The 23,631-nt window shown below is 69.9% G+C and carries 24 protein-coding genes; 19 read left to right on the forward strand and 5 right to left on the reverse strand.

Annotation, left to right across the window (positions count from 1 at the left end):
- Positions 1–3: 3 nt before the first annotated feature.
- From ACGFNP_RS43975 to ACGFNP_RS44000, 6 genes are all read left to right on the forward strand, one after another.
- Positions 4–948 carry an ABC transporter permease gene (locus ACGFNP_RS43975; protein ID WP_358323720.1) on the forward strand — a complete coding sequence of 315 codons (945 nt, stop codon included), beginning with the start codon at positions 4–6 and terminating at the stop codon, positions 946–948.
- Complete coding sequence (locus ACGFNP_RS43980; protein WP_393328912.1) at positions 945–1,838, forward strand: ABC transporter permease; 894 nt, start codon at positions 945–947, stop codon at positions 1,836–1,838. The genes ACGFNP_RS43975 and ACGFNP_RS43980 overlap by 4 nt, the downstream gene beginning before the upstream one ends.
- Positions 1,835–2,809, forward strand: coding sequence for an ABC transporter ATP-binding protein (locus tag ACGFNP_RS43985; protein ID WP_393328914.1), 975 nt, complete (start codon positions 1,835–1,837; stop codon positions 2,807–2,809). Before ACGFNP_RS43980 ends, ACGFNP_RS43985 begins: the two co-directional genes overlap by 4 nt.
- Positions 2,802–3,590: an ABC transporter ATP-binding protein gene (locus ACGFNP_RS43990; RefSeq protein ID WP_393328916.1), complete on the forward strand. Its 789-nt coding sequence runs from the start codon at positions 2,802–2,804 to the stop codon at positions 3,588–3,590. Before ACGFNP_RS43985 ends, ACGFNP_RS43990 begins: the two co-directional genes overlap by 8 nt.
- Positions 3,591–3,680: 90 nt before the next feature.
- Positions 3,681–4,856: an MFS transporter gene (locus ACGFNP_RS43995; RefSeq protein ID WP_393328918.1), complete on the forward strand. Its 1,176-nt coding sequence runs from the start codon at positions 3,681–3,683 to the stop codon at positions 4,854–4,856.
- 170 nt (positions 4,857–5,026) lie between these two features.
- Positions 5,027–5,437 carry a hypothetical protein gene (locus ACGFNP_RS44000; protein WP_219528248.1) on the forward strand — a complete coding sequence of 137 codons (411 nt, stop codon included), beginning with the start codon at positions 5,027–5,029 and terminating at the stop codon, positions 5,435–5,437.
- Positions 5,438–5,496: 59 nt separating this feature from the next.
- On the opposite strand, the gene ACGFNP_RS44005 is transcribed toward ACGFNP_RS44000, so the two are convergent.
- Both ACGFNP_RS44005 and ACGFNP_RS44010 read right to left on the reverse strand, forming a co-directional pair.
- The gene (locus ACGFNP_RS44005) at positions 5,497–6,321 is read right to left on the reverse strand and encodes a hypothetical protein (protein ID WP_393328920.1); all 825 of its coding nucleotides are present in this window, start codon (positions 6,319–6,321) and stop codon (positions 5,497–5,499) included.
- A 163-nt stretch (positions 6,322–6,484) separates the two neighbouring features.
- Positions 6,485–6,958 carry a helix-turn-helix transcriptional regulator gene (locus tag ACGFNP_RS44010; RefSeq protein ID WP_358323737.1) on the reverse strand — a complete coding sequence of 158 codons (474 nt, stop codon included), beginning with the start codon at positions 6,956–6,958 and terminating at the stop codon, positions 6,485–6,487.
- A 554-nt stretch (positions 6,959–7,512) separates the two neighbouring features.
- Here ACGFNP_RS44010 and ACGFNP_RS44015 point away from each other — a divergent pair.
- From ACGFNP_RS44015 to ACGFNP_RS44030, 4 genes are all read left to right on the forward strand, one after another.
- On the forward strand, positions 7,513–8,640 hold the full coding sequence (locus tag ACGFNP_RS44015; RefSeq protein ID WP_393328922.1) for a hypothetical protein: 1,128 nt from the start codon (positions 7,513–7,515) through the stop codon (positions 8,638–8,640).
- A 141-nt stretch (positions 8,641–8,781) separates the two neighbouring features.
- Positions 8,782–9,216, forward strand: coding sequence for an SRPBCC domain-containing protein (locus ACGFNP_RS44020; protein ID WP_393328924.1), 435 nt, complete (start codon positions 8,782–8,784; stop codon positions 9,214–9,216).
- The gene (locus ACGFNP_RS44025) at positions 9,203–9,535 is read left to right on the forward strand and encodes a metalloregulator ArsR/SmtB family transcription factor (protein ID WP_358323746.1); all 333 of its coding nucleotides are present in this window, start codon (positions 9,203–9,205) and stop codon (positions 9,533–9,535) included. The genes ACGFNP_RS44020 and ACGFNP_RS44025 overlap by 14 nt, the downstream gene beginning before the upstream one ends.
- Positions 9,536–9,624: 89 nt before the next feature.
- The gene (locus ACGFNP_RS44030) at positions 9,625–10,392 is read left to right on the forward strand and encodes a thioredoxin family protein (protein WP_358323749.1); all 768 of its coding nucleotides are present in this window, start codon (positions 9,625–9,627) and stop codon (positions 10,390–10,392) included.
- On the opposite strand, the gene ACGFNP_RS44035 is transcribed toward ACGFNP_RS44030, so the two are convergent.
- The 3 genes from ACGFNP_RS44035 to ACGFNP_RS44045 form a co-directional block, all read right to left on the reverse strand.
- On the reverse strand, positions 10,386–11,657 hold the full coding sequence (locus ACGFNP_RS44035) for an MDR family MFS transporter (protein ID WP_393328927.1): 1,272 nt from the start codon (positions 11,655–11,657) through the stop codon (positions 10,386–10,388). The genes ACGFNP_RS44030 and ACGFNP_RS44035 overlap by 7 nt on opposite strands.
- A complete protein-coding gene (locus tag ACGFNP_RS44040; RefSeq protein ID WP_393328928.1) occupies positions 11,609–12,628 on the reverse strand; it encodes a PLP-dependent cysteine synthase family protein in 1,020 nt (339 codons plus the stop codon). The genes ACGFNP_RS44035 and ACGFNP_RS44040 overlap by 49 nt, the downstream gene beginning before the upstream one ends.
- A gap of 168 nt (positions 12,629–12,796) precedes the next feature.
- Positions 12,797–13,141: a hypothetical protein gene (locus tag ACGFNP_RS44045; RefSeq protein ID WP_393328930.1), complete on the reverse strand. Its 345-nt coding sequence runs from the start codon at positions 13,139–13,141 to the stop codon at positions 12,797–12,799.
- Between the two features lie 212 nt (positions 13,142–13,353).
- On the opposite strand from ACGFNP_RS44045, the gene ACGFNP_RS44050 reads away from it, so the two are divergent.
- From ACGFNP_RS44050 to ACGFNP_RS44090, 9 genes are all read left to right on the forward strand, one after another.
- Positions 13,354–14,664 carry an aminotransferase class V-fold PLP-dependent enzyme gene (locus ACGFNP_RS44050; protein ID WP_393328932.1) on the forward strand — a complete coding sequence of 437 codons (1,311 nt, stop codon included), beginning with the start codon at positions 13,354–13,356 and terminating at the stop codon, positions 14,662–14,664.
- A gap of 4 nt (positions 14,665–14,668) precedes the next feature.
- Positions 14,669–15,052, forward strand: a complete 384-nt coding sequence (locus ACGFNP_RS44055; RefSeq protein WP_358323763.1) for a metalloregulator ArsR/SmtB family transcription factor — start codon at positions 14,669–14,671, stop codon at positions 15,050–15,052.
- Between the two features lie 80 nt (positions 15,053–15,132).
- Positions 15,133–16,149, forward strand: coding sequence for a cation diffusion facilitator family transporter (locus ACGFNP_RS44060; RefSeq protein ID WP_393328933.1), 1,017 nt, complete (start codon positions 15,133–15,135; stop codon positions 16,147–16,149).
- An 83-nt stretch (positions 16,150–16,232) separates the two neighbouring features.
- Complete coding sequence (locus tag ACGFNP_RS44065) at positions 16,233–17,444, forward strand: hypothetical protein (RefSeq protein ID WP_393328935.1); 1,212 nt, start codon at positions 16,233–16,235, stop codon at positions 17,442–17,444.
- Positions 17,445–17,587: 143 nt separating this feature from the next.
- On the forward strand, positions 17,588–19,006 hold the full coding sequence (locus tag ACGFNP_RS44070) for a DHA2 family efflux MFS transporter permease subunit (RefSeq protein WP_393328937.1): 1,419 nt from the start codon (positions 17,588–17,590) through the stop codon (positions 19,004–19,006).
- 53 nt (positions 19,007–19,059) lie between these two features.
- Positions 19,060–19,533, forward strand: a complete 474-nt coding sequence (locus tag ACGFNP_RS44075; protein ID WP_358323775.1) for a 2Fe-2S iron-sulfur cluster-binding protein — start codon at positions 19,060–19,062, stop codon at positions 19,531–19,533.
- Positions 19,530–20,510, forward strand: coding sequence for a xanthine dehydrogenase family protein subunit M (locus tag ACGFNP_RS44080; RefSeq protein WP_358323778.1), 981 nt, complete (start codon positions 19,530–19,532; stop codon positions 20,508–20,510). Before ACGFNP_RS44075 ends, ACGFNP_RS44080 begins: the two co-directional genes overlap by 4 nt.
- On the forward strand, positions 20,507–22,804 hold the full coding sequence (locus ACGFNP_RS44085; RefSeq protein ID WP_393328939.1) for a xanthine dehydrogenase family protein molybdopterin-binding subunit: 2,298 nt from the start codon (positions 20,507–20,509) through the stop codon (positions 22,802–22,804). Before ACGFNP_RS44080 ends, ACGFNP_RS44085 begins: the two co-directional genes overlap by 4 nt.
- Positions 22,805–22,807: 3 nt before the next feature.
- Complete coding sequence (locus ACGFNP_RS44090) at positions 22,808–23,623, forward strand: alpha/beta fold hydrolase (protein ID WP_393328941.1); 816 nt, start codon at positions 22,808–22,810, stop codon at positions 23,621–23,623.
- Positions 23,624–23,631 lie beyond the last annotated feature (8 nt).

Consider the following 23,631-nt stretch of genomic DNA (forward strand, 5'->3'; position numbering starts at 1 on the left):
CGCATGGCCGCTTACCTCATGCGGCGGGTGATCATGCTGGCGGCGACACTGCTCGTGTCGAGCTTCGTGGTGTTCGCCGGGCTGTCGGTCGCACCGGGCAATCCGCTGGCCACCCTCTCGGGCGGCCGCTCGCTGCCGCCGGAGAGCGTCGCGCTCCTCGTGCAGCGCTATCACCTGGACGAGCCGTTCCTCGTGCAGTACGCCGCCTGGCTGGGCAACGCCGTCCGGGGCGACCTGGGCATGTCGATCGCTCTCCGGCAGGACGTGTCGGAGCTCATCGGCTCCCGCTCCGGGACGACCATCGCCCTGATCCTCTACGCGGCCCTGATCGTGCTGCTCGCAGGCGTGTCGCTCGGGCTGCTGGCGGCGCTGCGGCCAGGGATCGTGGATTCCCTCGTGGTGATGTCGACAGCGGTGGTGGTGGCCGTTCCGCCCTTCGTCGCCGCGATCGTGCTCATCGGGATCTTCGCCGTGAACCTGCGGTGGCTGCCGGCGCTCGGCAACGGCTCCGGGCTGTGGGACGGTATCCGCCACCTCACGCTTCCGGCCTTCGCCCTGGCAGCGGCCTCCACCGCGGCCGTCGCCCGGGTGACCCGGACCACCGTGCGCGCGGAGCTGGGCCGCGAGCATGTGCAGACGGCGGTCAGCCGCGGCATTCCCTACCGGGCCGTGGTACGGCGCCATGCCCTGCGCAACGCCGCCGTCCCGATCAGCACGCTGGCCGGCATGACGGTGGCCTCGATGATCGCGCTGGCGGCGGTGGTGGAACGCGCCTTCAGCCTCAACGGCCTGGGCTCGTACCTTGTCAGTGCCGCGCTGTCCAAGGACTTCGCCGTCGTGCAAGGCATCTCGCTCGTACTCGTCACGTCGTTCGTCCTCGTCAACACCCTGGTCGACGTCATGGCAGCGGTCCTCGACCCCCGGATCAAGCTGGGGAGGCGAGCATGACCGCGGTCATCGCGCTCCTGGGGAGAAGCCGCCCGAGCAGGTTCGGGCCGCTCGGCACGACGGCCGCCATCGTGATCGTCGCGGCGGTCGCCCTCTCGGCACTCGGACCGGCGCTGTCGTCCGCCGACCCGAACGCCAGCGACTTCGCCAGCGCCTACGCCGCCCCCGGGGCGGGACACCCGCTCGGGTACGACGGCCAGGGACGTGATCTTCTGGCCCGCCTGCTGACCGGCTCGCGAACCTCGCTGCTCGGCCCCCTCTGGGTCGTCGCACTGAGCATGACGGCAGGAACGATCATCGCGATCGCGGCCGCCTGGATCGGAGGATGGCTGGACTCCGTCGTGTCGGCGGCCCTCGACGTGGTGTTCGCCTTCCCGGGAGTCCTGCTCGCGATGCTCGTCGCCGCCATCTTCGGTCCGGGCCTGAGCGCGGCGGTACTCGCGCTGTCCGTGGCCTACGTCCCGTACATCGCCCGGCTGCTGCGCAGCGCGGCCCTGGCCGAGCGCCGCAAGGCCTACGTCCAGGCGCTGGAGGTGCAGGGATTGGGGGCGGTGGCGATCTGCCTGCGCCACCTCGTGCCCAACCTCATACCGCTCATCGCCGCCCAAGCCACGCTCTTCTTCGGCTACGCCATGGTGGATCTGGCCATCGTGTCGTACTTCGGCCTCGGCGTGCGGCCGCCCGACGCCGACTGGGGCGTCATGGTCGCCGGCGGGCAGTCCGGTGTCCTCCAGGGGTACCCGGCCGAGTCGTTACTGGCGGGCGGCTGCATCGTCGTCCTGGTCGTGGCGTTCAACGTGCTCGGCGAACGGCTGTCCGACGGCTCCGGGCAGGGCGGGACGTTCGGCCCGTCGCGCTGGTGGCGGCCCAGGCGAGGAGGTGCCGCGTGAGCGACCTGATCGACATCAGCGGCCTGACGGTGCGGCTGCCGCTCGACGGCGAACCGCGGACGGTTCTCAACGACGTGTCGCTGAGCATCGCCGCCGGGGAGGCGGTCGGCCTGGTCGGCGAATCGGGGTCGGGAAAATCCATGACCGCCCGCTCGATCGTGCGACTGCTCCCTCCGGGCGCGCTCGTCGAGGGGACGATCCGCTTCCGCGGGAACGACGTCCGATCGCTGCGCGGGCAGACGCTGCGCGACCTTCGCTCCAGCGTGTCCATGGTCTTCCAGGACCCGCGCGCCCACATCAACCCGGTACGTACGGTGGGCGACTTCCTGACCGAGGCGCTACGCGTCAACCAGCGGGTTTCCCGGCGGGAGGCCGAGGGCCGCGCGATCCGCGTCCTCGACGAGGTGGGCGTGGCGGACGGCCCGCGACGGTTGCGGCAGTACCCGCACGAGCTCTCCGGAGGCTTGCTGCAGCGCGTCATGATCGCCGCCGCGCTCCTCACCGAGCCGCGCCTGCTGCTGGCCGACGAGCCCACCACCGCGCTCGACGTCACCACACAGGCCGAGGTGATGGCCATCCTCGACGAACTGCGCCGCGAACGCGGGCTGGCCATGCTGTTCATCACCCACGACCTCGAACTCGCGGCGGCCGTCTGCGACCGGACGGCGGTGATGTACGCGGGCCGTGTCATGGAGGTCCGCGCGTCGGCGCTGCTGCACGACCATGCGCTGCACCCCTACACGGCGGCGCTGGCCGCCGCTCGTCCCTCCCTGGAGCGGCGGGCCGAGCGCCTGGTGACCACACCGGGCCGGCCGCTGTCGGCGTTCGAGGCGTCGGACGGCTGCCCGTTCAGCACCCGGTGCCCGCACGTACGGCAACGCTGCCACGACGAACGACCGGCCCTTCGCCCCCTGGATGGCGGCCAGGTGGCCTGCGTACGAGCCGAGGAGCTGGCGGTGTCACATGACTGACGCGATCCTCGAGGTCGAGGGGCTCCGCAAGGACTTCGGGGACGCGACCGCCGTACGGGATGTGAGCTTCTCGCTCCCCCTGGCAGGCGCGCTGGCCATCGTCGGCGAGTCGGGATCCGGCAAGACCACCGTGGCCCGCATGATCGTGGGCCTCGAACGGCCGACGGCCGGGCGCGTCACCGCCTGCGGGCGCGACCGTTCCCAGCCGGCCCGCTCTGCGCGGGAACGCCGGGACCGCGGCGGCGAGGTCCAGATCGTCTTCCAGGATCCGTACTCCAGCCTCGACCCCCGCCAGAGTCCCGCCGTCGCGGTGGAGGAGGTCCTGCGGTTGCACACCCGGCTCGATCGAAGGCGGCGGCGCGCCAGGGTGGCGGAGCTCGCCGACCTCGTCGGGCTCGACGAACGCCAGCTGGCGGCGCTCCCGTCGCGGCTGTCCGGCGGGCAGCGCCAGCGGGTGGCCATCGCCCGGGCACTCGCCGCCGAGCCGCGGATCCTCATTCTCGACGAGTCCGTCGCCGCGCTCGACGTCTCCATCCAGGCGCAGGTGCTCAACGTGCTGGCGGACGTACGTGAACGTACCGGTGTGGCCTACCTGTTCATCAGCCACGACCTCGCCGTGGTCCGCCAGGTCACCGACGACGTCGTCGTGATGCGGCACGGCGTGATCGTCGAACGCGGGCCGACCGGCCGGGTGCTCGACGCGCCCGAGCACCCGTACACGCGGCTGCTGCGCGCGAGCGTCCCCCGCCCCGGCTGGCGGCCCGCCCGCCGGTCTGCCTGACGATGGTGTGGTCTGAAACACGCCGGTGCCCGCTGCTCCGTCACTGCTTGGCTGGTTGCCCTACTCCACGCCTCCGGCTGAACGGGAACCATGTCCACGATCACGCCCATCCGGCCACGCTCACCACTCATCGACTGGCTGGCGGTCGCCTCGCTCACGCTGGGCATCTTCGCGATCGTCACCAGTGAAATCCTGCCCATCGGCCTGTTGACCACCATCGGTGCCGACTTCGGCCTGTCCGACGGCATCGCCGGGCTGACCATGACCCTGCCCGGCATCGTCGCCGCGATCGCCGCGCCCGCCGTCACGCTGGCCACCGCCCGTATGGACCGGCGGGCCATGCTCTGCGCCCTCATGGCGGTACTCGCCATCGCCGACGTACTGGCGGCCGTGGCCGGGTCCTACTGGATCATGCTGATCTCCAGAGCGCTCGTCGGCCTCACCATCGGCGGCTTCTGGTCGATCGGGGCCGGACTGGCCGCCCGCCTGGTGCCGCCGCCGTCAGTCGGCACCGCCACCGCCCTGATCTTCTCCGCCGTGCCGCTGGGCTCCGTACTCGGTGTGCCGGCCGGGACCTTCATCGGCCACCTCGCCGGCTGGCGAACCGCCTTCCTCACCCTGGCCGCGCTGGCGATCCTCGTCCTGATCGCCCTGCTGGCGCTGCTGCCACCGCTGCCCGCCCACCAGGTCACCAGCCCCCGCGTCCTGCTCGACCTGCTACGCGAACGGGGCACGAAGATCGCCTTGCTGGCCACCTTCCTCATCGTCCTTGCGCACTTCGGCACCTACACCTACATCACGCCCTTCCTCCAGCACATCACGCACCTGTCCCCCACGGCCATCAGCGCGGCGCTCCTGGCGTACGGCGTCGCCGGAATCGCCGGCAACTTCCTGGCGGGCAAAGCCATCGCCATAAGCCTGCGCGGCGCCTTCGTGGTCACCGGCTGCTTGATCGCGCTCACCACCCTGATGCTGCCCGTGGCCGGCACCACAGCCGTCGGCGCGGTCGTACTGCTGGTGCTGTGGGGTCTGGCCTACGGCGGCGTGCCCATCTGTTCCCAAGCGTGGTTCCTCGACTCCGCTCCCCGAACGCCGGAAGGCGCCACGATCCTCTTCACCTCCTCGTTCCAGGCGACTTTCGCCCTCGGCGCGCTCGTCGGCGGCGGCATCGTCGACGCCTTCACGGTCTCCACCGTGATGATCTGCGGCGGGCTGACCGCTCTCCTCATGGCGGCATCCTTGTGGTCACTCACCAGGCCGCGCTGATCCGGCGGGCGCGGTCCAGCGTGAGAAGACTTCATCTTTACGTGTCGCCGCAGTCACTCTATGTAGCGAAAAAACTACAGTGAGTGCTGGCTTTGGAACGGCCGGCAGCTCATCGCCCGGCCCGATGAGAAGCCTGTCCCGTACAGTCCCTTACTCGGAAGAGAGCCAGCATGCCTCGCGTCAAGAAGACCACCATGGCCATGGCCGTGACCCTGACCACCTGCGCCGGCGCGCTCGGCGCCTTCGCCCTCCCGGCACTGGCGGATCTCGGCGGCGCCTCCGGCCCGGGCGTCCGCGCCGCCGCCGTCGTCAACGCCAACGGCTCCGTCGTCCGCTCCAAGGGCGTCACCGCCGTCCGCAGGATCGCCGTCGGTCAGTACTGCATCCGGCTCGACGCCGACATCAACGCCATGAACACCGTCCCGGTCGCCACCAGCCAGTGGACGGGCGCGCCCTGGGACTCCAGTATCTTCGTCCGCCCCGACGGCAGCGTCCCCTGCGGGGACTCCCGCGACGTGTTCGTCGGCACCGGTACCGCCGCCGGCGCCCGCGACACCGGCTTCCACGTCATCATCCCCTGACCGAAGCCGTCCCCAGTTCGCCCAGGCGGCCCACCGCCTGGGCGACTCTTTCCGTCCGGTCAGCGCCAGATGCCGGGCACCACGTCCGGCAGCTTCTCCCCGAGCTCTTTCCTGTCGATCACATCGCCGTTCAGGGGCAGGAGTACGGTGACCTGGCGCCCCCACGCGGAGTAGCGGGTGTCCGAGTCGATCCGGATGGAGCCGTCGTAGAAGGGCAGCACGGCGATGGCCGACAGCCGCTCCACCAGGCCGGTCGAGCCCAGCCGGATGGTGTAGGAGACCTTGCCGACGCGCCCGCTCTTCGAGCGACTTCCGAAGTGCGAGACGAAGGAGGGGGACACCTTGGCCAGCCTGTCGGTCTTGATCGTCCCTTTCAGCACTCCGTCCCGCCAGGACGTGCGGTGTGCCAGGAGGGCCTTGAGCGTGGCGGGCTCCAGGACCTCGAGCACCAGGTCGCTGGCCGGCAGATCAGTATCCCGGTAACGCACCCACCTCGTCCCCTGAGGCAGCGCGTCATCCACCAGGGGGCCTGATACGTAGTCGTCATACGCCGAAGAGATCATTCTGAGGGGCGTCTGCCACAGGGCGGCGTCGTCCTCTTTCGAGATGCTCATCAGTTTCTTGCTGTACCGCATGGTCTGGGACAGATCGGAGGCGATCTCGCCCTGGGGGCCGAACCCGATCGTGCCGTCCATGTCGACACTGATGGACAGGCCGCGACCGTAGTTCACCTTCACGGTGGACACGACGTTGACGGCCTTGCCGCGCGTCAGCTCGGCCTTGAGCGCCTTGACCGGGTCGACCCTGGGTGCTGCCTGCGCCGGGGTGGCGGTGAGCTGCATCAGGCCCGCGACCACGGCGAAGCCGACGATGGTTCGCTTCATTGGGTTCCTTGGATGGTCCGAAAAGACGCGAACAATCTCGTGCACCTGTGATCAACAGTCAAGCCGAACCATGAAAGCCGATATTTCCCCATACGGACGGCGGTGTCCTCCTCCCTCTCCTCCGGGTGGACCTACGAGCTTGCTTGATGGTTTTGGAGGGCGCTCACGAATGCCTCGACGATCTGCGGATCAAAGGAGTTGCCCGCCCCCTTCTGAAGTTCCGCCACTGCTTCCTGAAGGGAGCGTGCACCCCGATACCTGCGGTCGGTCGTTGGCCGGCGTCCACATCACGGGCAACGTAAGTGGGCAGGTCACCGGGCGCGCCATCTACCTTGATCGCGGCGTGCACGCCAAGTCGGCGCTGATCGGCATGGGCCACGCGCACGGTGTCCGGCAGTCCCTGAGGAGCGCTCGAGGCTATTCGCTGCCTGGCGGCGTACCAGGCCGAACGCTGCTCGCGCGGCACCCCGCACGCACGCAGGTACCGCTCCAACGTCTCCTGCGTCGGCAGCGTCGCGCCGGACAGCAGATTGTTGAGAGTGCTCGACGGCAGCTTGTCCGGTCTCACCGCCTTGTCCAGTTCGGTGTAAGAGCGGCTCGCTCGCAGTTCATCAAGGGCTTGGGCGAACTCGGTCAACGTCTCGACCGTGGTGGGGTCAGGTGTAGAGGCCATCGCGAGCTCCGCCGGGTCGGCTCTGTCCGCAACGCGGTCGGCGGCGGCGGACGCCTACACCTCGCAGTATGACGCGCCGGCGACCGTCACGCCGGTTGACCACGATGGCGGTGGCCAGGTTGAGGGTGGCCACGGCCAGAGGAAGGAGGGAGAGCAGGAGATCCATCGCATGCGCTCCAGGGTTTCGGCCGAGCCGGGTGCACGGCGCTTCGCCCTCCAAGCACAGCCCGGCGAGGATGGGTCCGGCACCCCATCCGGACCAGGTCGGACGCACCCTTTCTAATGATCTCGAGTTCGGGCAGGCGGGAGCGGTTGCCGACGCGCGGATCTACGTGGGGGAACGGGCGAGTCCGGTGCTGTCCGTCGCGTGTCGCCGAAGACTTGGTCGCGCCGCCGGATCGATGACCGCTGACCCCCGCCTGCGGCGCTCGCCTTCCCGTCATTCCCTGACATGTCACACAACCGCCACGCGGCCGTTCATGTCCTCGGGCGATCATCCGGGTGTGTATCGCTTCCCCATGGCCGTCGTACTCGCGGTGGGCATCGGCCTGACATCCCCCGTCCAGGCCACGACCGTCCGCGACGCCGGCTGGCGGATCGGCTACCGCTCCGGCCCGGACACGGTCGTCAACGACCTCGCCGCCACCGGACCGAGCGACGCATGGGCCGCGGGCGCGCGCGGCACCAAGGAGCGGGATCCGCGTACCGGCTCGTTCTTCACCGCTCCCCTGATCATGAGGTGGAACGGCCAGGTCTGGACCGAGATGCGCTCGGCCCCGTCCGGCCCCCAAGGATTCCCGCTCCGCGAGCTCTCCCGCATCGAGGCCTCCTCACCGGCCAACGTGTGGATCGCCGGCACCGCCGAGGGCGACCGCTCCGTGCTGTCCCGCTGGGACGGCGGCCGCTGGCGGCTCATGGGCTGGGGCCGCACCACGATCACCGATCTGGACGTCGCCGGCGCCGACCACACCTGGGTGGTGGGCCACGACGAGCGCTCCAGGGGAACGTTCTTCAAACACTTCCACCACGGCCGCTGGACGAGCCTGTCCGCTCCGGCCGGCCTGAAGGAGATCAGCGTACGGTCGGCCTCCGACATCTGGGGGCTGGCCCCCGGCACGATCACGCACTGGAACGGCAAGACGTGGCAGCCGGTGAACCTGCCCGCCATCACGCCGCCGTCCGCGCCCGACCCCGCCTACGGCCCCGTGCGGCCCACCTTCAACGAAGTGCTCGTCACCCGGCGGAACGAGGTCTGGATCGCCGTGGGCTTCCAGCAGGGTGACTGGTCGCAGCCGGGAACCGTGCTCCTGCACCAGCAGGCCGGCACCTGGCGGCAGATCCGGCTGCCCGGCGACGTCGTCACGGCGCTGTCCTGCGATGGCGACGGGCCTGTGTACGCGGCCTCCACCCGCCAGTCGATCACCGCGACGCCGGAAGGGCAGGACCCCTACGCCTACACCACCGTGTCCATCGACACGCTGCGGGTGACCGGCGCGAGCCTGACCCGGCAGAACGTCACACCGGTCACGACCGGATTCCAATGGTCGAACGTGACCACCATCCCGGCCGCCGGCACGGCACTGGCCGCCGGTTACGCCTGGAGACCGCCCCAAGGCAGCGTCATCCTCCGCTACGACTCTCCATGACGCCGTCAAGCAGCGACGGGTTGCGGGGAACAGCCCTTCCGGCTCCGCGTGACGCCCCGGGCGCGCTGACCGACTTGACGCAACCAGATGGTTGCCATAAGTTTATAGCAACCGAATGATTGCCATAGATGGAGGTGCGTCATGGGTTTTCCCGATCGGATCGAGCGCAGCATCAGCGTCGCCCAACCGCCGGCGACGGTGTGGGAAGCGATCACGACGGCTGAGGGACTGGGCACGTGGTTCGGCCACAAGGCGACCGTCGACCTGCGCGTCGGCGGCCTCGCGCAGCTGACCTTCGAGGGCGGCCACCGTGCCGACCTGCGTATCGAGCGCCTCGAGCCGCCACACGTGTTCGGCTACACCTGGGGCATCTACGGCCTGCCGGCCGACGATCCGCGCCGTACCTATGTCGAGTTCACCCTTGAGCCGGTAGGTGAAGGGACGCGGCTCACCGTGGTCGAAACCGGCTTCGCGCAACTGCCCGACGACCTCTACTCCGGCGCGTACGGCGGCAACGTCGAGGGCTGGCAGAAGGAGCTGGGCGAGCTGGTCGAATACCTCGATGCCCGCGCGTGACCCGGAGGCCGTCGCGGAAGAGGTCTTCGCCGCGCTGGCCGATCCCAGCAGGCGGAGCATCCTGGCCGCGCTCGCGTCCCGCGGGCCGGCCACGGCGACGGACCTGGCGGCCGACCTGCCGATCACCCGGCAGGCGATCGCCAAGCACCTCGCCCTGCTCACCGAGGCCGGGCTGGTCATCGCCGAGCCCGGCGAGCGGCGCCGCGTCCGCTACCGGCTCCAGTCGGCCCCCATCCAGGTCGCGCAGCAGTTTCTCGCCGCGCTGGCCCGTGACTGGGACTCGAACCTCGACGCCCTCAGACGCCGGCTGGATTCGTAAGGGGTACCGACCGGGGCGTACCGGAAAACGCCGAGGGCATGCCCCCGATGTAGCCCTGTGTGTTCCTGGGCTCACGAAAGGAGAGAACAATGACCGATCACAAGACCGGAACACGTGAAGAATGGCTCGCGGCCCGCCTGGAGCTGCTCGAAGCCGAGAAGGCCCTGACGCGGCGCGGCGACGAGCTGGCGCGGTGGCGCCAGGAGCTGCCCTGGGTCCGTGTCGACAAGAAGTACCACTTCGAGACCGACGAGGGCGCGGCGTCCCTCGCCGAGCTCTTCCGAGGACGCTCGCAACTGCTCGTCTACCACTTCATGTTCGGGCCCGACTACACCGCGGGGTGTCCGTCCTGCTCGGCGATCGCGGACGGCTTCGACGGCTCCGTCGTCCACCTCGCCAACCACGACGTCACACTCTGCGCGGTGTCGCGGGCGCCGCTCGCCAAGCTGCAGGCGTACAAGCGGCGGATGGGCTGGAGCTTCCCCTGGGCCTCGTCGTACGACAGCGACTTCAACTACGACTTCCAGGCGGCGCACACCGAGGAGGAGTGGCGGTCGGGAGCCGTCGAGTACAACTTCCGCAAGAGCGACTTCCGGCCGCCGGCCGGTCAGGAGGGTGCCGGGCTCGACGAGTTCGCATCGAGCATCGTCGGAACGGACTGGGTGACGTACCGGCGAGAAGGGCCCGGTGTCAGCGCGTTCGCGCTCGAGGACGGCGTCGTCTATCACACCTACTCGGCGTACGAGCGCGGGCTGGACGGCCTCTGGGGCATGTACCAGTGGCTCGACCGCGCGCCGCTCGGCCGCAACGAGAACGGCTTCTGGTGGCGCCGCCATGACGAGTACGACAGTCAGTGACACGTGGAAAAGGCCGCCAGCCGGTTGCGCCGCTCCAGGCGGCTGACGGCCGCCGCCGAGGCCAGGCCGGCGGCGGCCAGGAGCAGCCAGGGCAGGTTCGCCCAGCCGGAGGAGCGGGCCACGTCGACCAGGGCGCCGGCCAGCAGGTTGCCTGTCAGGATGCCGGCGCCGGACAGCAGGTTGTACACCCCGTAGTAGGTGCCGATCAGCCGGTCTCCCGCCATGTCGGCGATGGTCGCCATCTCGAAGGGAAAGGCGATCATCGTGCCGAGGGTGAGCAGGATCGCACAGGCGACCGCGGGCAGCAGGGACCACGGCGCGGGGACCGCCACCGCCATCGGCGCGAAGGCCAGCCCCGTCAGCGCCAGCCCGCGGGCGATCGCCTGGCCCCGGGTCCAGCGCGCGGCGCACCAGGCGGTCAGGCGCACCTGTCCGGCGATGCCGAGCAGGGCCGACAGCGCGTACAGCGCCGTCACTCCCCGGTCGCCGCCGCCGGTGCGCTGCACCTCCAGCGGCAGCCCGAGGTACATCTGGTAGGACAGCCCGTAGGAGGCGATCATCGCCGTGGCGAAGGACAGGAAGGCGCGATCACTGAACGCCTGTTTCCAGTCACGCAGTACGGGCTGGCGCTCATCTCTGTCCATGACGCGACGCTTGGGCAGGTACCTCCCCTGCAGGACCGTCAGCGCCGCGAAGATCGCCGCCGCTGACAGGCACACGGCGGTGAAGCCGACGCTCAACAGGACCACGCCGACGAGCGGGCCCAGCAGGATGCCGGCCTGGTAGAACACGTTGAACACGGCGAACGCCTCGACCTTGCGCTCCCCCGCCTCGCAGGCGAGGTAGGCGCGCGCCGCCGGGTTGAACAGCGCCCCGGCGAAACCGGTCAGCACTGCGGCCAGACCCAGCAGCGGAAGCGAGGTGGTCAGCCCGAACAGGGCGAACCCGACGGTCCGCAGCGCGCACCCCATCATGATCATCGGTTTGTAGCCGAGCCGGTCCGACAGGCTTCCGCCGACCAGGAACATGCCCTGCTGGCTCATGTTCCGCAGTCCCAGGATCAGCCCGATCGCCCAGGCCGCCAGCCCCGCGCCGGTGGCCAGGTGCTGGGCGAGGTAGGGCATGAGCATGTAGAAGCCGAGGTTGATGCCGACCTGGTTGATCTGCAGGAGCTGGATCGGGCGGTCGAAGGAGCGGAACTGCCGCAGCGCGCCGATCACCGCATGCTCCCCAGCGGGTCGCTGATGTTGGCGCAGCGTGTCCACCGGTGCACCTCGCGGTCGGTGGGGGTCTCCAGCAGGTCCGGTTCGTCGTTCGGGACGGTGCCGAGCAGGGCGTTGGCGTGGCAGTAGTCGTCGTCGTAAATGGTGTCCCAGTACCGCCACGGCCCGTCGGGGAAGACGGCGACGATGGTCTGGCCGGCGGTGACGCGGGCGAGCCAGCCGGCCACCAGTGTGACCGCGCCGGTGCTCCATCCGCCGGAGATGTAGTGGCGGGCGGCGAGGGTACGGCAGGCCCACACCGCCTCGGCCGGGCTGACCCAGTGCACCTCGCTGAAGGAGTCGTAGGCGACGTTGCGGGGGTGGATGCTGCTGCCCAGCCCGCGCATCAGCCGTGGCCTGCCGGGCTGGCCGAAGATCTTGGACCCGACCGTGTCGACGCCGACCAGCCTGAGGCCGGGGAAGTGGCGGCGCAGCACGTTGAAGATGCCGGCGCTGTGCCCTCCGGTGCCGACCGAGCACACCAGGACGTCGATGTGGGGCAGCCGGGCCAGCAACTCGTGTGCCAGCCCGGCGTAGGCGTCGACGTTGTCGGGGTTGTTGTACTGGTCGGGGCAGTAGGAACCGGGGATCTCCGCCAGCAGGCGCTGTACGTGCTCCCGGCGGGCCTGCTGCCATCCACCGACGGCATGTGGCCGGGCCACGATCTCCAGGCGGACGCCGTAGGAGGTGAGCAGCCGCCGCATGAGCGGCTCCATGCCCGGGTCGCCCACCAGCACGACCGGGTGGCCGAAGACGATGCCCGCCAGCGCCAGGCCCAGCCCGAGCGTGCCGCTGGTGGACTCGATGATGGTCGCGCCGGGTTCGAGGTCTCCTCTGGCGCGTGCCTGGCGGACCATGTGCAGGGCGGGCCGGTCCTTGATCCCGCCCGGGTTGAAGCCCTCCAGCTTGGCCCAGAACCCGCTGCCTCCTGACACGCGGGGATCGGCGATGAATGCCAGCGGGGTGTTCCCCACCGCGAGGGAGAGTGATGAATATCCGGCTGATGGCGCGCTCGGAAAGCGTACGGAAGTTGATGGCGATGGCATGTGGTTGGTCCCCGATGCGAATGATGCTGTCCGGGCATGACGGAATAACCGCCGGGCCAACGGAAATGGACGACGACGAATGAAAACGCCGACGTCCTATATGCGCAGGGCGCAGAATTCCGCGAAAGCGGTCAAAGCCGGTGGCGACCTGTCCCCCCAGGTCGCCGGAGATCTCCCGGCGAGCCGCGCCGAGGAAGCGCAGGAGCCCGCCGGCAGGTCGAAGGACACCGACACGCCGGCCGGGCAGTCCTCTTCGGTCCCGTGATGATGGCCGACCGGCAGTTCGCGATGCAGACACCGCGCATCCGGCGAGCTCACCGACATGATCGGGGTGAACCGGACGCCGTGCTCAGCGTGCGCGCCCGCTTCCGACAGCATCACGGCCGCGCACCCGCCGCCATGAGCGAACACCACACCAATGATCATGACGAGGACGACCAAGGCGTTCGCGAACAGCCGGCCGGCGCTCCATGGGGCCGGACGGCGAGAACGAACTGATCGTGTCGCGAGCATCACTGGCAATGATGCCCGGCGCGCGGCAGGACGCGCCCAGCGAAGACAAAGGTTTCCGTAAAGCGGGATTCCCTGTTCGCGACATGCCACATTCAGCGAAATACATTTGGTCATCCTGCCGACTTACGTGGAGTCTTTCTATGAGCCTGTCCCGACGCAGGATGGTGGCCGGGCTGGGCGCGCTGGCCGCCGGCCCCGCCCTCACCGATCCGCTGATCGTTCCGTCGGGCATCGCGCCCGAGCTGCTGGCCCGCGATGAGCCCTTCTGGGCCGCGGTCGCACGGCAGTTCCGGGTGAGCACGGAGTTCGTCAACCTGGAGAACGGCTACTACGGCATCATGCCCGAGCCCGTACGACGGGCCTATCACCGCAACGTCGACCACCTCAACGAGGTCAGCTCCTACCTGCTGCGCACCACGTACAAGAGCCAGGCCGACCAGGTCCGCCGGCGTATCGCCGCCCTGCTGGGCGTCGCGATGGAGGAGATCGCGCTGACCCGCGGCGGCACGGAGGCCCTGCAGAATCTGATCGCCGGCTACCGCGGGCTCCGCCCCGGCGACGCGGTCATGTACGCCGACCTGGACTACCACAGCGCCCAGTACGCGATGAACTGGCTGCGCGAGCGCCGCGCCGTGCGGGTCGAGCGGCTCGTCATCCCGGAACCGGCGACCCGGCAAGCGGTGCTGGACGCCTATGCCCAAGCACTGCGCGAGCGGCCGGGAGTCAAGCTGCTCCTGCTGTCGCACATGAACAACCGCACCGGCCTGGTGCTGCCGGTCAAGCAGATCACCGCGCTGGCCCGCGCCCACGGTGTCGACGTCATCGTCGATGCCGCCCACTCCTGGGGACAACTGGACTTCACCATCGCCGACCTCGGCGCCGAGTTCGCCGCCTTCTCGCTGCACAAGTGGATGGGCGCGCCCTTGGGATCCGGATTCCTCTACATCCGTCAGGATCGCCTGGCCGACATCGACCGCGTCTTCGCCGATGAGACCTATCCCGCGCAGGACATCCGCTCCCGGGTCCACTCCGGCACCATGGACGTCGCCCCGATCCTCACCGTGGGCGCGGCCCTGGACTTCCACGACGCTCTCGGCTCGGCGCGCAAGCAGGAACGCCTGCGCTACCTGCGCGACCGGTGGGTCCAGCAGGTGCGTGACGTCCCCGGCATGGAGATCCTCACGCCCGAGGACCCTGCGATGTACGGCGCCCTCACCGCGTTCCGGGTGAGCGGGCGTACCAGCGAGGCCGACAACGTCGCCATCACCGACCATCTGATGAGCCGCCACCGCATCTTCACCGTCCGCCGCGGCGGCGTCAGCGCGGGCGACTGCGTCCGGGTGACTCCCGCCCTGTTCACCTCTGCGGACGACGTCGACCGGCTCGCCCTGGCACTGCGCGACCTCACCGGATCGCACCTATGGTTGACGCATGAACGCATCTTCAGCTAATCAAGTGACGGACGTCGACAGCTGCAGCACCAGGGTGGTCGACGCGGAGCGGGTCGCGGCCGTGAACGCGCGCATGCCGGCCGACACCGACCTGACCGACACCGCCGACGTCTTCGGACTGCTCTCCGATCCCGGCCGGTTGCGGCTGCTCATGGCGCTGCTCGAGGGAGAACTGTGCGTGTGCGATCTGGCGGTGGTGAGCGGGCTGAGCGAGTCCGCCACCTCCCACGCCCTGCGCCTGCTCCGAGCACATCGCGTGGTCTCGGTACGGCGGGCCGGCCGGATGGCCTACTACCGGCTCGACGACGCGCACGTCCGCATGCTGCTGGACCTGGCCGCGGCTCACACGGCCCACACGCAGGCGATCCACCCCGAACGAGAGGCGTAGGAGAACGATTGACAGATCGACAGCGGTCCTGCGACCCTCACATCTGAGCATCTGTTCATGTATTAGATTGAGAGGACATCATGGCGGAAGACCATCACCACGGCGGACAAGGGCATGGGCACGGGCACGGGCACGGGCACGCCGTCAGCGTGGACGCCGACCGCCGTTACCTGGGCGGCGCGCTGGCGCTGATCGTCGGCTTCATGGCGGTCGAGGTCGTCATCGGCCTGGTGGCACAGTCACTGGCGCTGATCTCCGACGCCGGGCACATGCTGACCGACGCGGTGGCCATCGTCTTCGCCCTGATCGCGATGCGCATCGCCGCCCGGCCCCCGCAGGGTGGCTTCACCTACGGGCTGAAGCGGGCCGAGATCATCTCGGCCCAGGTCAATGGCATCACGCTGCTGCTGTTGAGTGCGTACTTCATCTACGAAGGCGTCCGCCGGATCCTTGAACCCTCCCAGGTGGAGGGCCTGTACGTGGTGGTGACCGGACTGGCCGGGATCGCCGTCAACCTGGCGGCCACCTGGCTGCTGTCGCGCGCCAACCGCTCCAGCCTGAACGTCGAGGGCGCCTACCAGCACATCCTCAACGACCTGTTCGCCTTCATCGCCACCACGATCGCGGGCGCGGTGGTGTGGCTGACCGGCTGGGCGCAGGCCGACGCGATCGCCGCCCTGGTGGTGGCGGGGCTGATGCTCAAGGCGGGCTGGGGGCTGGTGCGCGACGCCGGCCGGGTGTTCATGGAAGCCGCGCCCGTGGGCATGAACCCCGCCGAGATCGGCCAGCGGGCGGCCGCCCTGGACCACGTCGTCGAGGTCCATGACCTGCACGTCTGGGAGGTCACCTCCGGCTACGCCGCCCTGTCGGCGCACATCCTGGTCATGCCGGGCGCCGACTGCCACGCCGTACGAGTGGCCGCCGAGCGGCTGCTGCACGACTCCTACGCCATCGAACACACCACCCTGCAGGTCGACCACGCCCCGCCCGAACTGCTGACCATCGGCGAGGCGGACGCGCACTGCGCCGACTCACACGGCCCCTCGCACAAGGGAACCTCGGTGCCACAGCCGAAGGATCTGCCTGTCGACCCGTGATCAAAACGTTGAGGTTAGTCAGAGATTGCCGCCCATATCCCGACTTACGCTACGACGGACGGCGTACGGGGTGAGGGGATCGCATGGGGACGTTGATGACGCGGATGGCCGCCGCCCTCAAGGGAGAGGTCCGGGCCGACGAGCTCGAAGCGTACCGGCGGGCGGGCGGGATCGTGTACACCGAGCTGGAGCAGGCTGAAAGCCTCCGGCGCCGGCTGGCCCAGGACGGGGTGAACCTGTGGCACGGCCCGCAGGGGGCGGCCGGGCAACTGCTGTGCGTGTGGAACGCGTTCGTCCTCCAGGCCATCGGCGAGCACCTGCTGGACGCCGACTACGCGGCCGACCCCCGCACCTCCGGATTCGTGCCGCCGGTGACCGCCCAGCAGGTGGGGGCGTGCTTCGCGCAGGTGGAAGGCTGGGTGTCGCGGGCGCGGCAGGCGGCGGGCAACCCCGGCTACCTGGTGGAGCAGGAACTGCTCCTCCCGGCCGACCTGCCGGAGTGGGCCGAGGCCAGCCCATGTCCGCTGCCGCACCTGCATGGCATGCTCGCCGCGTCCCGCTCGATCCGCCAGCACGCCGAGGTCGCCCTCGGCGTCTTCGAGCAGACGGTCGCCGACGCCGATCGGCACCTGAACGCGTTGCGGCGGCTCAGGCAGCTCGTCGCCGAGGCCGCGACCGCCGCCGACTACGCCGAGGGGCTGCTGGACACCAACCCGAACTCGCGCATGCACGAGGCGATCGAGCAGCGGCTGCAGCGGGCGCTGGAGATCTACTACCACCTCGGCCAGCTGACCGCGATGCCGCAACTCATCGCCGGCTACAAAGGGGTGGACGCGAGACGGGCCGCGCCGCCCGTCGCGGTGCCGCCGGTGAACACCCGCGATTTCGACCCCTGGTGCCTGACCGACCCGCAGAAGCGCGGTGTATGGCAGGCCGATCCCCGCGCCCGGCAGGCGATCAAGGAGATGTGGGAGTACGACCCCGACCCGGCACGCACCCTGCGCATCCAGGCCGAGATCGACGCCGCGTTCACCGGTGGCGCCATCACCTACGCCACCGACGCAGGGGGCAATCCGTACGGCAGCTACTACTGCTGCCCGTGGGCCGCCATCTACCTGGTCCGGCGCCCGGTCGTCATCGGTGGCACCCGGCTTCGGACGATGCAGCAGTTCACGTACGAGGTGTCGGCCGAGGACGTGCCACGGGGCGGCCCGTTCAAACGCGAGATCATCGTGTCCAACTTCAAGCCGACGAACCGGGTCGACTACTGCGACCCCGACGGCCTGCACGGCTGATTACGCGAGCGTCCCAGGGCCTGTCGGCCTCGGGGCGCAGCTCGTCCTCGCCGTAGACACCTTAAATTGAACACACATGTTCAAGTTGCTCGTAGAGTCGTCTACGATAACTCGTACATTGCTGTTCAATTTAAGGAGATCTTGTGGCTCACGGCCATCATCTCGCTCTGTCGCCGGACCAGGCGGAGGCGACGGACCCGCAGCGCTGGAAGGCTCTGGTCCTGCTGTGCGTGGCGCAGTTCATGCTGATCCTGGACGTCACCGTGATCAATGTGGCGCTGCCCAGCATCGGCGCCGACCTGCATCTCGACCGTGTCCCGCTCACCTGGGCGGTCACCTCGTACACGCTGTGCTTCGGTGGGCTCATGCTGCTGGGCGGGCGGCTCGGCGACACCTTCGGGGCCCGCCGCATCCTGCTGACCGGGCTGATCGTCTTCGTCCTCGCCTCACTGGTGACCGGCTTGGCCACCGGTGGCCCCATGCTGATCGGCGGCAGGCTCGCCCAGGGCGTCGGCGCCGCTCTGCTGTCCCCCTCGGCGCTGGCCACGCTCACGCGGACCTTCCACGGAGCCGAGCGGAACAAGGCGCTGGGAATCTGGGCTGCTCTGGGCGGTGTGGGGTTCGCCGTCGGCGCGATTCTCGGCGGCGTGCTGGCGGCGGGGCCGGGCTGGCGATGGGTGTTCTTCATCAACGTGCCTGTCGGGCTGGCCGTACTGGCCTTGCTGCCCCGCCTGGTCGCCGCCGACCGGCCCCAGGTGCGGCGGCGGGTGGACCTGCCTGGCGCCGTGCTGGTCACGGGGGCGACAGCGGCGCTCATCTACGGTCTGGTCAACGCCGGAGAAGCGGGCTGGGGAAGCATGGCCACGCTGGTCGCGCTGGTCGGGGCCGTGGTCGGTTACGCCGCGTTCGCACTGGTCGAGCGGGCTGTCCAGGAGCCGCTGATGGACGTGCGCGTTCTGGCCCGCCGCCCCGTCGCCACCGGCGCGTTCCTCATGCTGGTCGGCACCGCCCTGCTGCTGGGCTTCGTCTTCCTCGGTTCGCTGTACCTGCAGCGCGTACAAGGGCAGTCCGCGCTCACCGCCGGGTTCCTGTTCCTGCCGGTCGCGGTGGCGACCGCCGTCGCCGGGCATCTGGCGGGTCGCCTCATCGGGCAGCTCGGCGCACGCGTGACCGCGGTGGGCGGGCTCGTCCTCGCCGGGGCCGGTGCCGTGGTGCTGGCGCTGTCGGAGGGTACGGCGGGCATCGTGATCGGGCTGACCATCGGCGCCGCCGGAGTGGTGCCGGTGTTCGTGGCCGCCACCACCACGGCGCTCGGGTTCGTCGCGCACGACGAGGCCGGGCTGGCATCCGGTGTGGTCAACACCTTCCACGAGGTCGGCGGGTCCATCGGCACGGCGGTCTTGTCCACGATCGCCGCCGTCGGCATCGAGCAGGCTTCGACGGCCGGATTCGCCGCCGCCTACACGGCCTGCGCCGTCGGCGCGGGGGCGGCCGCGATCATCGCGCTAGCGCTCGTGCCCAGGGGCAAGGCCCAGCTCCCCGCCGGCGTACACGCCCACTGATCCGCAAGGTAAGGACGGTCATGGACGTTTCTGTCCAGTTGAGAGTCAATGGCATGTCGTACGAGCTGGATCTGGATCCCCGGGTGAGCCTGCTCGACTGCCTGCGCGAGCACCTCGGCCTGACGGGCACGAAGAAGGGTTGCGACCAGGGCGCCTGCGGTGCCTGCACGGTGCTGGCCGACGGTCACCGGATCAACTCCTGCCTGGCGCCGGCCGTGCAGTGCGAGGACATGGAGATCACCACGATCGAGGCCATGGCCGCTCACGAGGTGGGCAGCCGGGTGCAGGACGCCTTCCTGGCCCATGACGGATTTCAGTGCGGATACTGCACGTCGGGGCAGATCTGCTCGACCGTCGCCATGCTCGCGGAGCACCGTGCCGGAATGCCGAGCGCCGTGTCAGCCGAACCCGGCGGCCCCGCGGCGCTCACCGACGCCGAGATCAGGGAGCGGATGGCGGGGAACCTGTGCCGCTGCGGCGCCTACAACGGCATCGTGGCCGCCATCCGCGAGGTGGCGCGGTCATGAAGGAGTTCTCCTATGTCCGGGCCGCGACCATCTCCGACGCGATCGACCAGGCAGCGGGGTCTGCCAGGTATCTCGCAGGTGGGACGAACCTGATGGACCTCATGCGGGAGGAGGTGGAGCGCCCGGAGCGGCTCGTGGACATCACCCGGCTGCCGCTCGCCGGCATCGAGGACCTGCCCGGCGGCGGCCTGCGGCTGGGGGCGCTGGCGCGCAACTCGCAGGTGGCCCATGACGACCGGGTCCGTCGCGGCTACCCGCTGCTCGCGAAGGCGATCCTGAACGGCGCCTCGCCCCAGCTCCGCAACAAGGCGACCGTTGGCGGGAACCTGCTCCAGCGGACCCGGTGCGGATACTTCTACGACGCCGCCGCGGCCTGCAACAAACGCGCGCCGGGCACCGGCTGCGACGCTCTCGACGGCTTCAACCGCACGCATGCCGTTCTGGGGTCGAGCGAGAGTTGCATCGCGGTGCACCCGTCCGACATGTGCGTCGCCCTGGCCGCCCTCGACGCCGTCGTCAACGTGCAGGGACCTGGCGGGGTGCGACGAGCCGTACCGCTCACGGATTTCCACCGGCTGCCTGGCCGCACGCCCGACGTCGAGACGGAGTTGCGGGACGGCGAGCTGATCACGAGCGTGGACCTGCCGCCCGGCCGGCCGGGGCAGGCGGCCTATGTGAAGGTCCGCGACCGTGCCAGCTACGCGTTCGCGCTGGTGAGCGTCGCCGTGCTCCTGCGGGTCGAGGAGGGCAGGACGGCGGCGGTACGCATCGCGCTGGGCGGGGTGGCGCACAAGCCGTGGCGGGCGTACTCGGCCGAGAAGCTGCTGACGGGTGCGGTGGCGGAGGCGCCGGCGTTCCGTCTGGCCGCCGAGGAGGCGGTCGCCGAGGCGCGCCCCCGGCGGCACAACGGCTTCAAGGTGGAGCTGGCCGAACGCCTGATCCGTCGTACGCTCACCGAACTGGCAGGTCTGTCATGAGCCTCACCTCACGTGGATTCGGCCTCGGCCTGAGAGCCGTGGGCAAGGTCGCCAGACTGCTTCCTGACGGCCGGCACGATCCGCTGTCGACGGAGAAAGGCGAGATCGGCCGTATGGTCGACAGGGTCGACGGACGCGCCAAGGTCACCGGCGCCATCCGCTACACCGCCGAGCACGACCTCCCCGGGCTCGCCCACGCGGTCGCGGTCGGCAGCACGATCCCCAAGGGCCGCATCATCGCCATCGACTCCTCCAGAGCGGCCACGGCCCCGGGTGTCGTCCTGGTGATGACCCACCAGAACGCCCCGAGGATGAAGCCGACCGCGGCGTACGCCACGGTCAAGGGAATGGTCGCCGCGGCCGCCATGAGCCTGCCGATCCTCAACACCGATGAGATCTTCTGGAACGGCCAGCCGGTCGCGGTCGTCGTGGCCGAGGCGCGCGAGCAGGCCGAGCACGCGGCCAGGCTCGTCGACGTACGGTACGCGCCGGAACCGGCCGTGTTGTCGATGACGCCCGAGGCGGCCTTCACCCCGGCCCACGCGGTGCTGGAGGAGGCCAGGACCCTCGTCGGCGATCCCCGCGCGGGCCTGGCGAACGCGCGGGTCAAGGTGGAGCACGTCTACACCACGCCGCTCGAACACCACAACGCCATGGAACCCCACGCGACGCTGGCGCACTGGGACGGCGAGGACCTCACCGTCTACGACGCCACGCAGTACCCCTATGGCGTCAAGGAGATGCTCGCCAAGAAGTTCGGGCTGCCGAAAGGGCGGGTCCGCGTGCTCGCGCCCTATATCGGCGGGGGCTTCGGCGGCAAGACCACGGCCTGGCCGCACGTGTCGCTGGCGGTGGCGGCCGCGAAACTCGCCGGTCGTCCCGTCAAGCTCGTCCTGTCCCGGGCACAGACCTTCCACATGACCGGTGGGCGCGCGCCCACCCGGAGCCGGATCGCTCTGGGCGCCGACGCCCAAGGGCGTCTCACCGCGATCACGCATGACGCGCTGTCCACCTGTACGACGGACGAGTTCGCCGAAGCCGCCATCGCCGTCTCCCGCCACCTGTACGCCTGTCCCAACATCGGCGCCCACCAGCGGGTGGTGCGGGTGGACCGCATCCAGAACGCGTTCTTCCGCGGGCCCGGCGTGGCGCCCGGCTCATTCGCGATGGAGTCGGCGATGGACGAGCTCGCCTGGCGGCTCGCCATGGACCCGCTCGACCTGCGCCTGCGCAACGAGCCCGACCGCGACCCGGTCTCCGGCAACCGCTTCACCAGCCGCCACCTGCGCGAGGCGTACGCGATCGGCGCGGAGGCGTTCGGCTGGCGCGCCCGCCCGCCCGCGACGCGCGCCATGCGCGATGGGCACCACCTCATCGGGTACGGCATGGCGGCGGCGATCAACCCCGACGCCATACTCGTCGCGGCCGTCAGACTCCGGCTCGCCGCCGACGGAACCATCACCATCCACAGCAGCACGAACGAACTGGGCGCCGGCACCTCGACCGCGCAGACCCAGCACGCCGCCCAGCGCCTGGGCCTGCCGATGGACAAGATCCATTTCCTGCACGGCGACTCGAACGTGGCCAAGACCCGCATCCCGGGCGCCTCGGCCGCCACCACCACCATCGCCTCGGCCATCTGGTCGGCCCGCGACAACCTGGTTCGGGAGTTGCTGGCGCTGACCAAGGGCACCGGCTCACCGCTGGCCGGGCGCGGGCCCGAGGAGGTGGAGACGCGCGACGAGGGAGTGTTCCTGCCGGACGGCCGTGGCATGACGTACCAGCGGATCCTCGCCGATGCCGGCCGGGAGTCGCTCGAGGTGACCGGCTCGTCCGCGCTGCCGTACCAGACGATCAAACGCGCCACCAACACCTACGGGGCGCACTTCTGCGAGGTGCGGGTGGACGAGGACACCGGCGAGGTGCGCGTCGTCCGCTGGGTCGGCGCGTTCGACGGCGGCCGCGTCGTCAGCCCGAAACAGGCCACGAGCCAGATGGCGGGCGGGATCATCATGGGCATCGGCATGGCGCTGACCGAGGAGACCCTGTTCGACGAGGGCACCGGCCGGATCGCCAACCCGAGCCTGGCGGAATACCACGTGCCGACCCACGCCGACGTCCCCGACATCGACGTGCGCTTCGTCGACCGGCCAGACCCGCAGACCCCGCTCGGCGCCAAAGGGATCGGCGAACTCGGCATCGTCGGGGTGGCCGCGGCGATCGCCAACGCCGTCTACCACGCCACCGGCAAGCGGCTACGCGATCTTCCCATCACTCCGGACAAGCTGATGTGATCTATGAGCGACCTCTACGTGGACACCTCCATCGCCCGCTTCCGCTACCACAGGACCGGATCCGGCCCTCCCGTGCTGCTGCTACCCGGCAGCGGCGGCTGGCGGCTCTCGTTCCACGCGATGATCGAGGTGCTCGCCGGGCACCACACCGTGTACGCCCTCGATCCTCCCGGCCAGGGAGGCACGGTGGTTCTCGACGCGACGTTCCGCCATGACGTGGACGCGATCGCTCACTCCATCGCGGCGTTCCTGAACGCCCTGGACCTGCCAGAGGTCGCCATCGTCGGCCACTCCTGGGGCGGCGGGTTCGCCCTGCGTTTCGCGGAGCTGTTTCCGGCCAGAGTCAGCCGCCTGGCGCTGCTGGCTCCCGGAGGGCTCGACGTCGGCGATGTGTGGGAGTTCCGGCTCATGCGACTGCCGCTCATCGGCGAACTCGCCGTACGACTCATGCCTCTGTGGTCGGTACGGCACCTGCTGCGTAAATCCTTCGTCCACCGTGATCGCGTTCCCGATGCCCTGGCGCGCGAGGCGGCCGCGGCGATGAGATCGCCGCACAACCGGGCGACCATGCTGAAAGTGGAGCGATCCGTACGATGGACGGCCACCGAGCGGGACCTGCACCTGGTGACGGCACCGGTGCTCCTCCTGTGGGGCGATCAGGACCGCTTTCTGCCCGTCGATCTCCTCCATCGGTTCACCGACCGGCTGCCCGCGGCCGAGGCCCACGTCCTGACCGGCTGCGGGCACTCACTGCATGACGACTGCCCTGATCAGACGTATCGACGATTGACCCCGTTCCTGCTGCCCAGGCGCTTGTGACGCCTGGG

The sequence above is a fragment of the Nonomuraea sp. NPDC049269 genome, from assembly GCF_043197155.1.
Taxonomy (GTDB): Bacteria; Actinomycetota; Actinomycetes; order Streptosporangiales; family Streptosporangiaceae; genus Nonomuraea.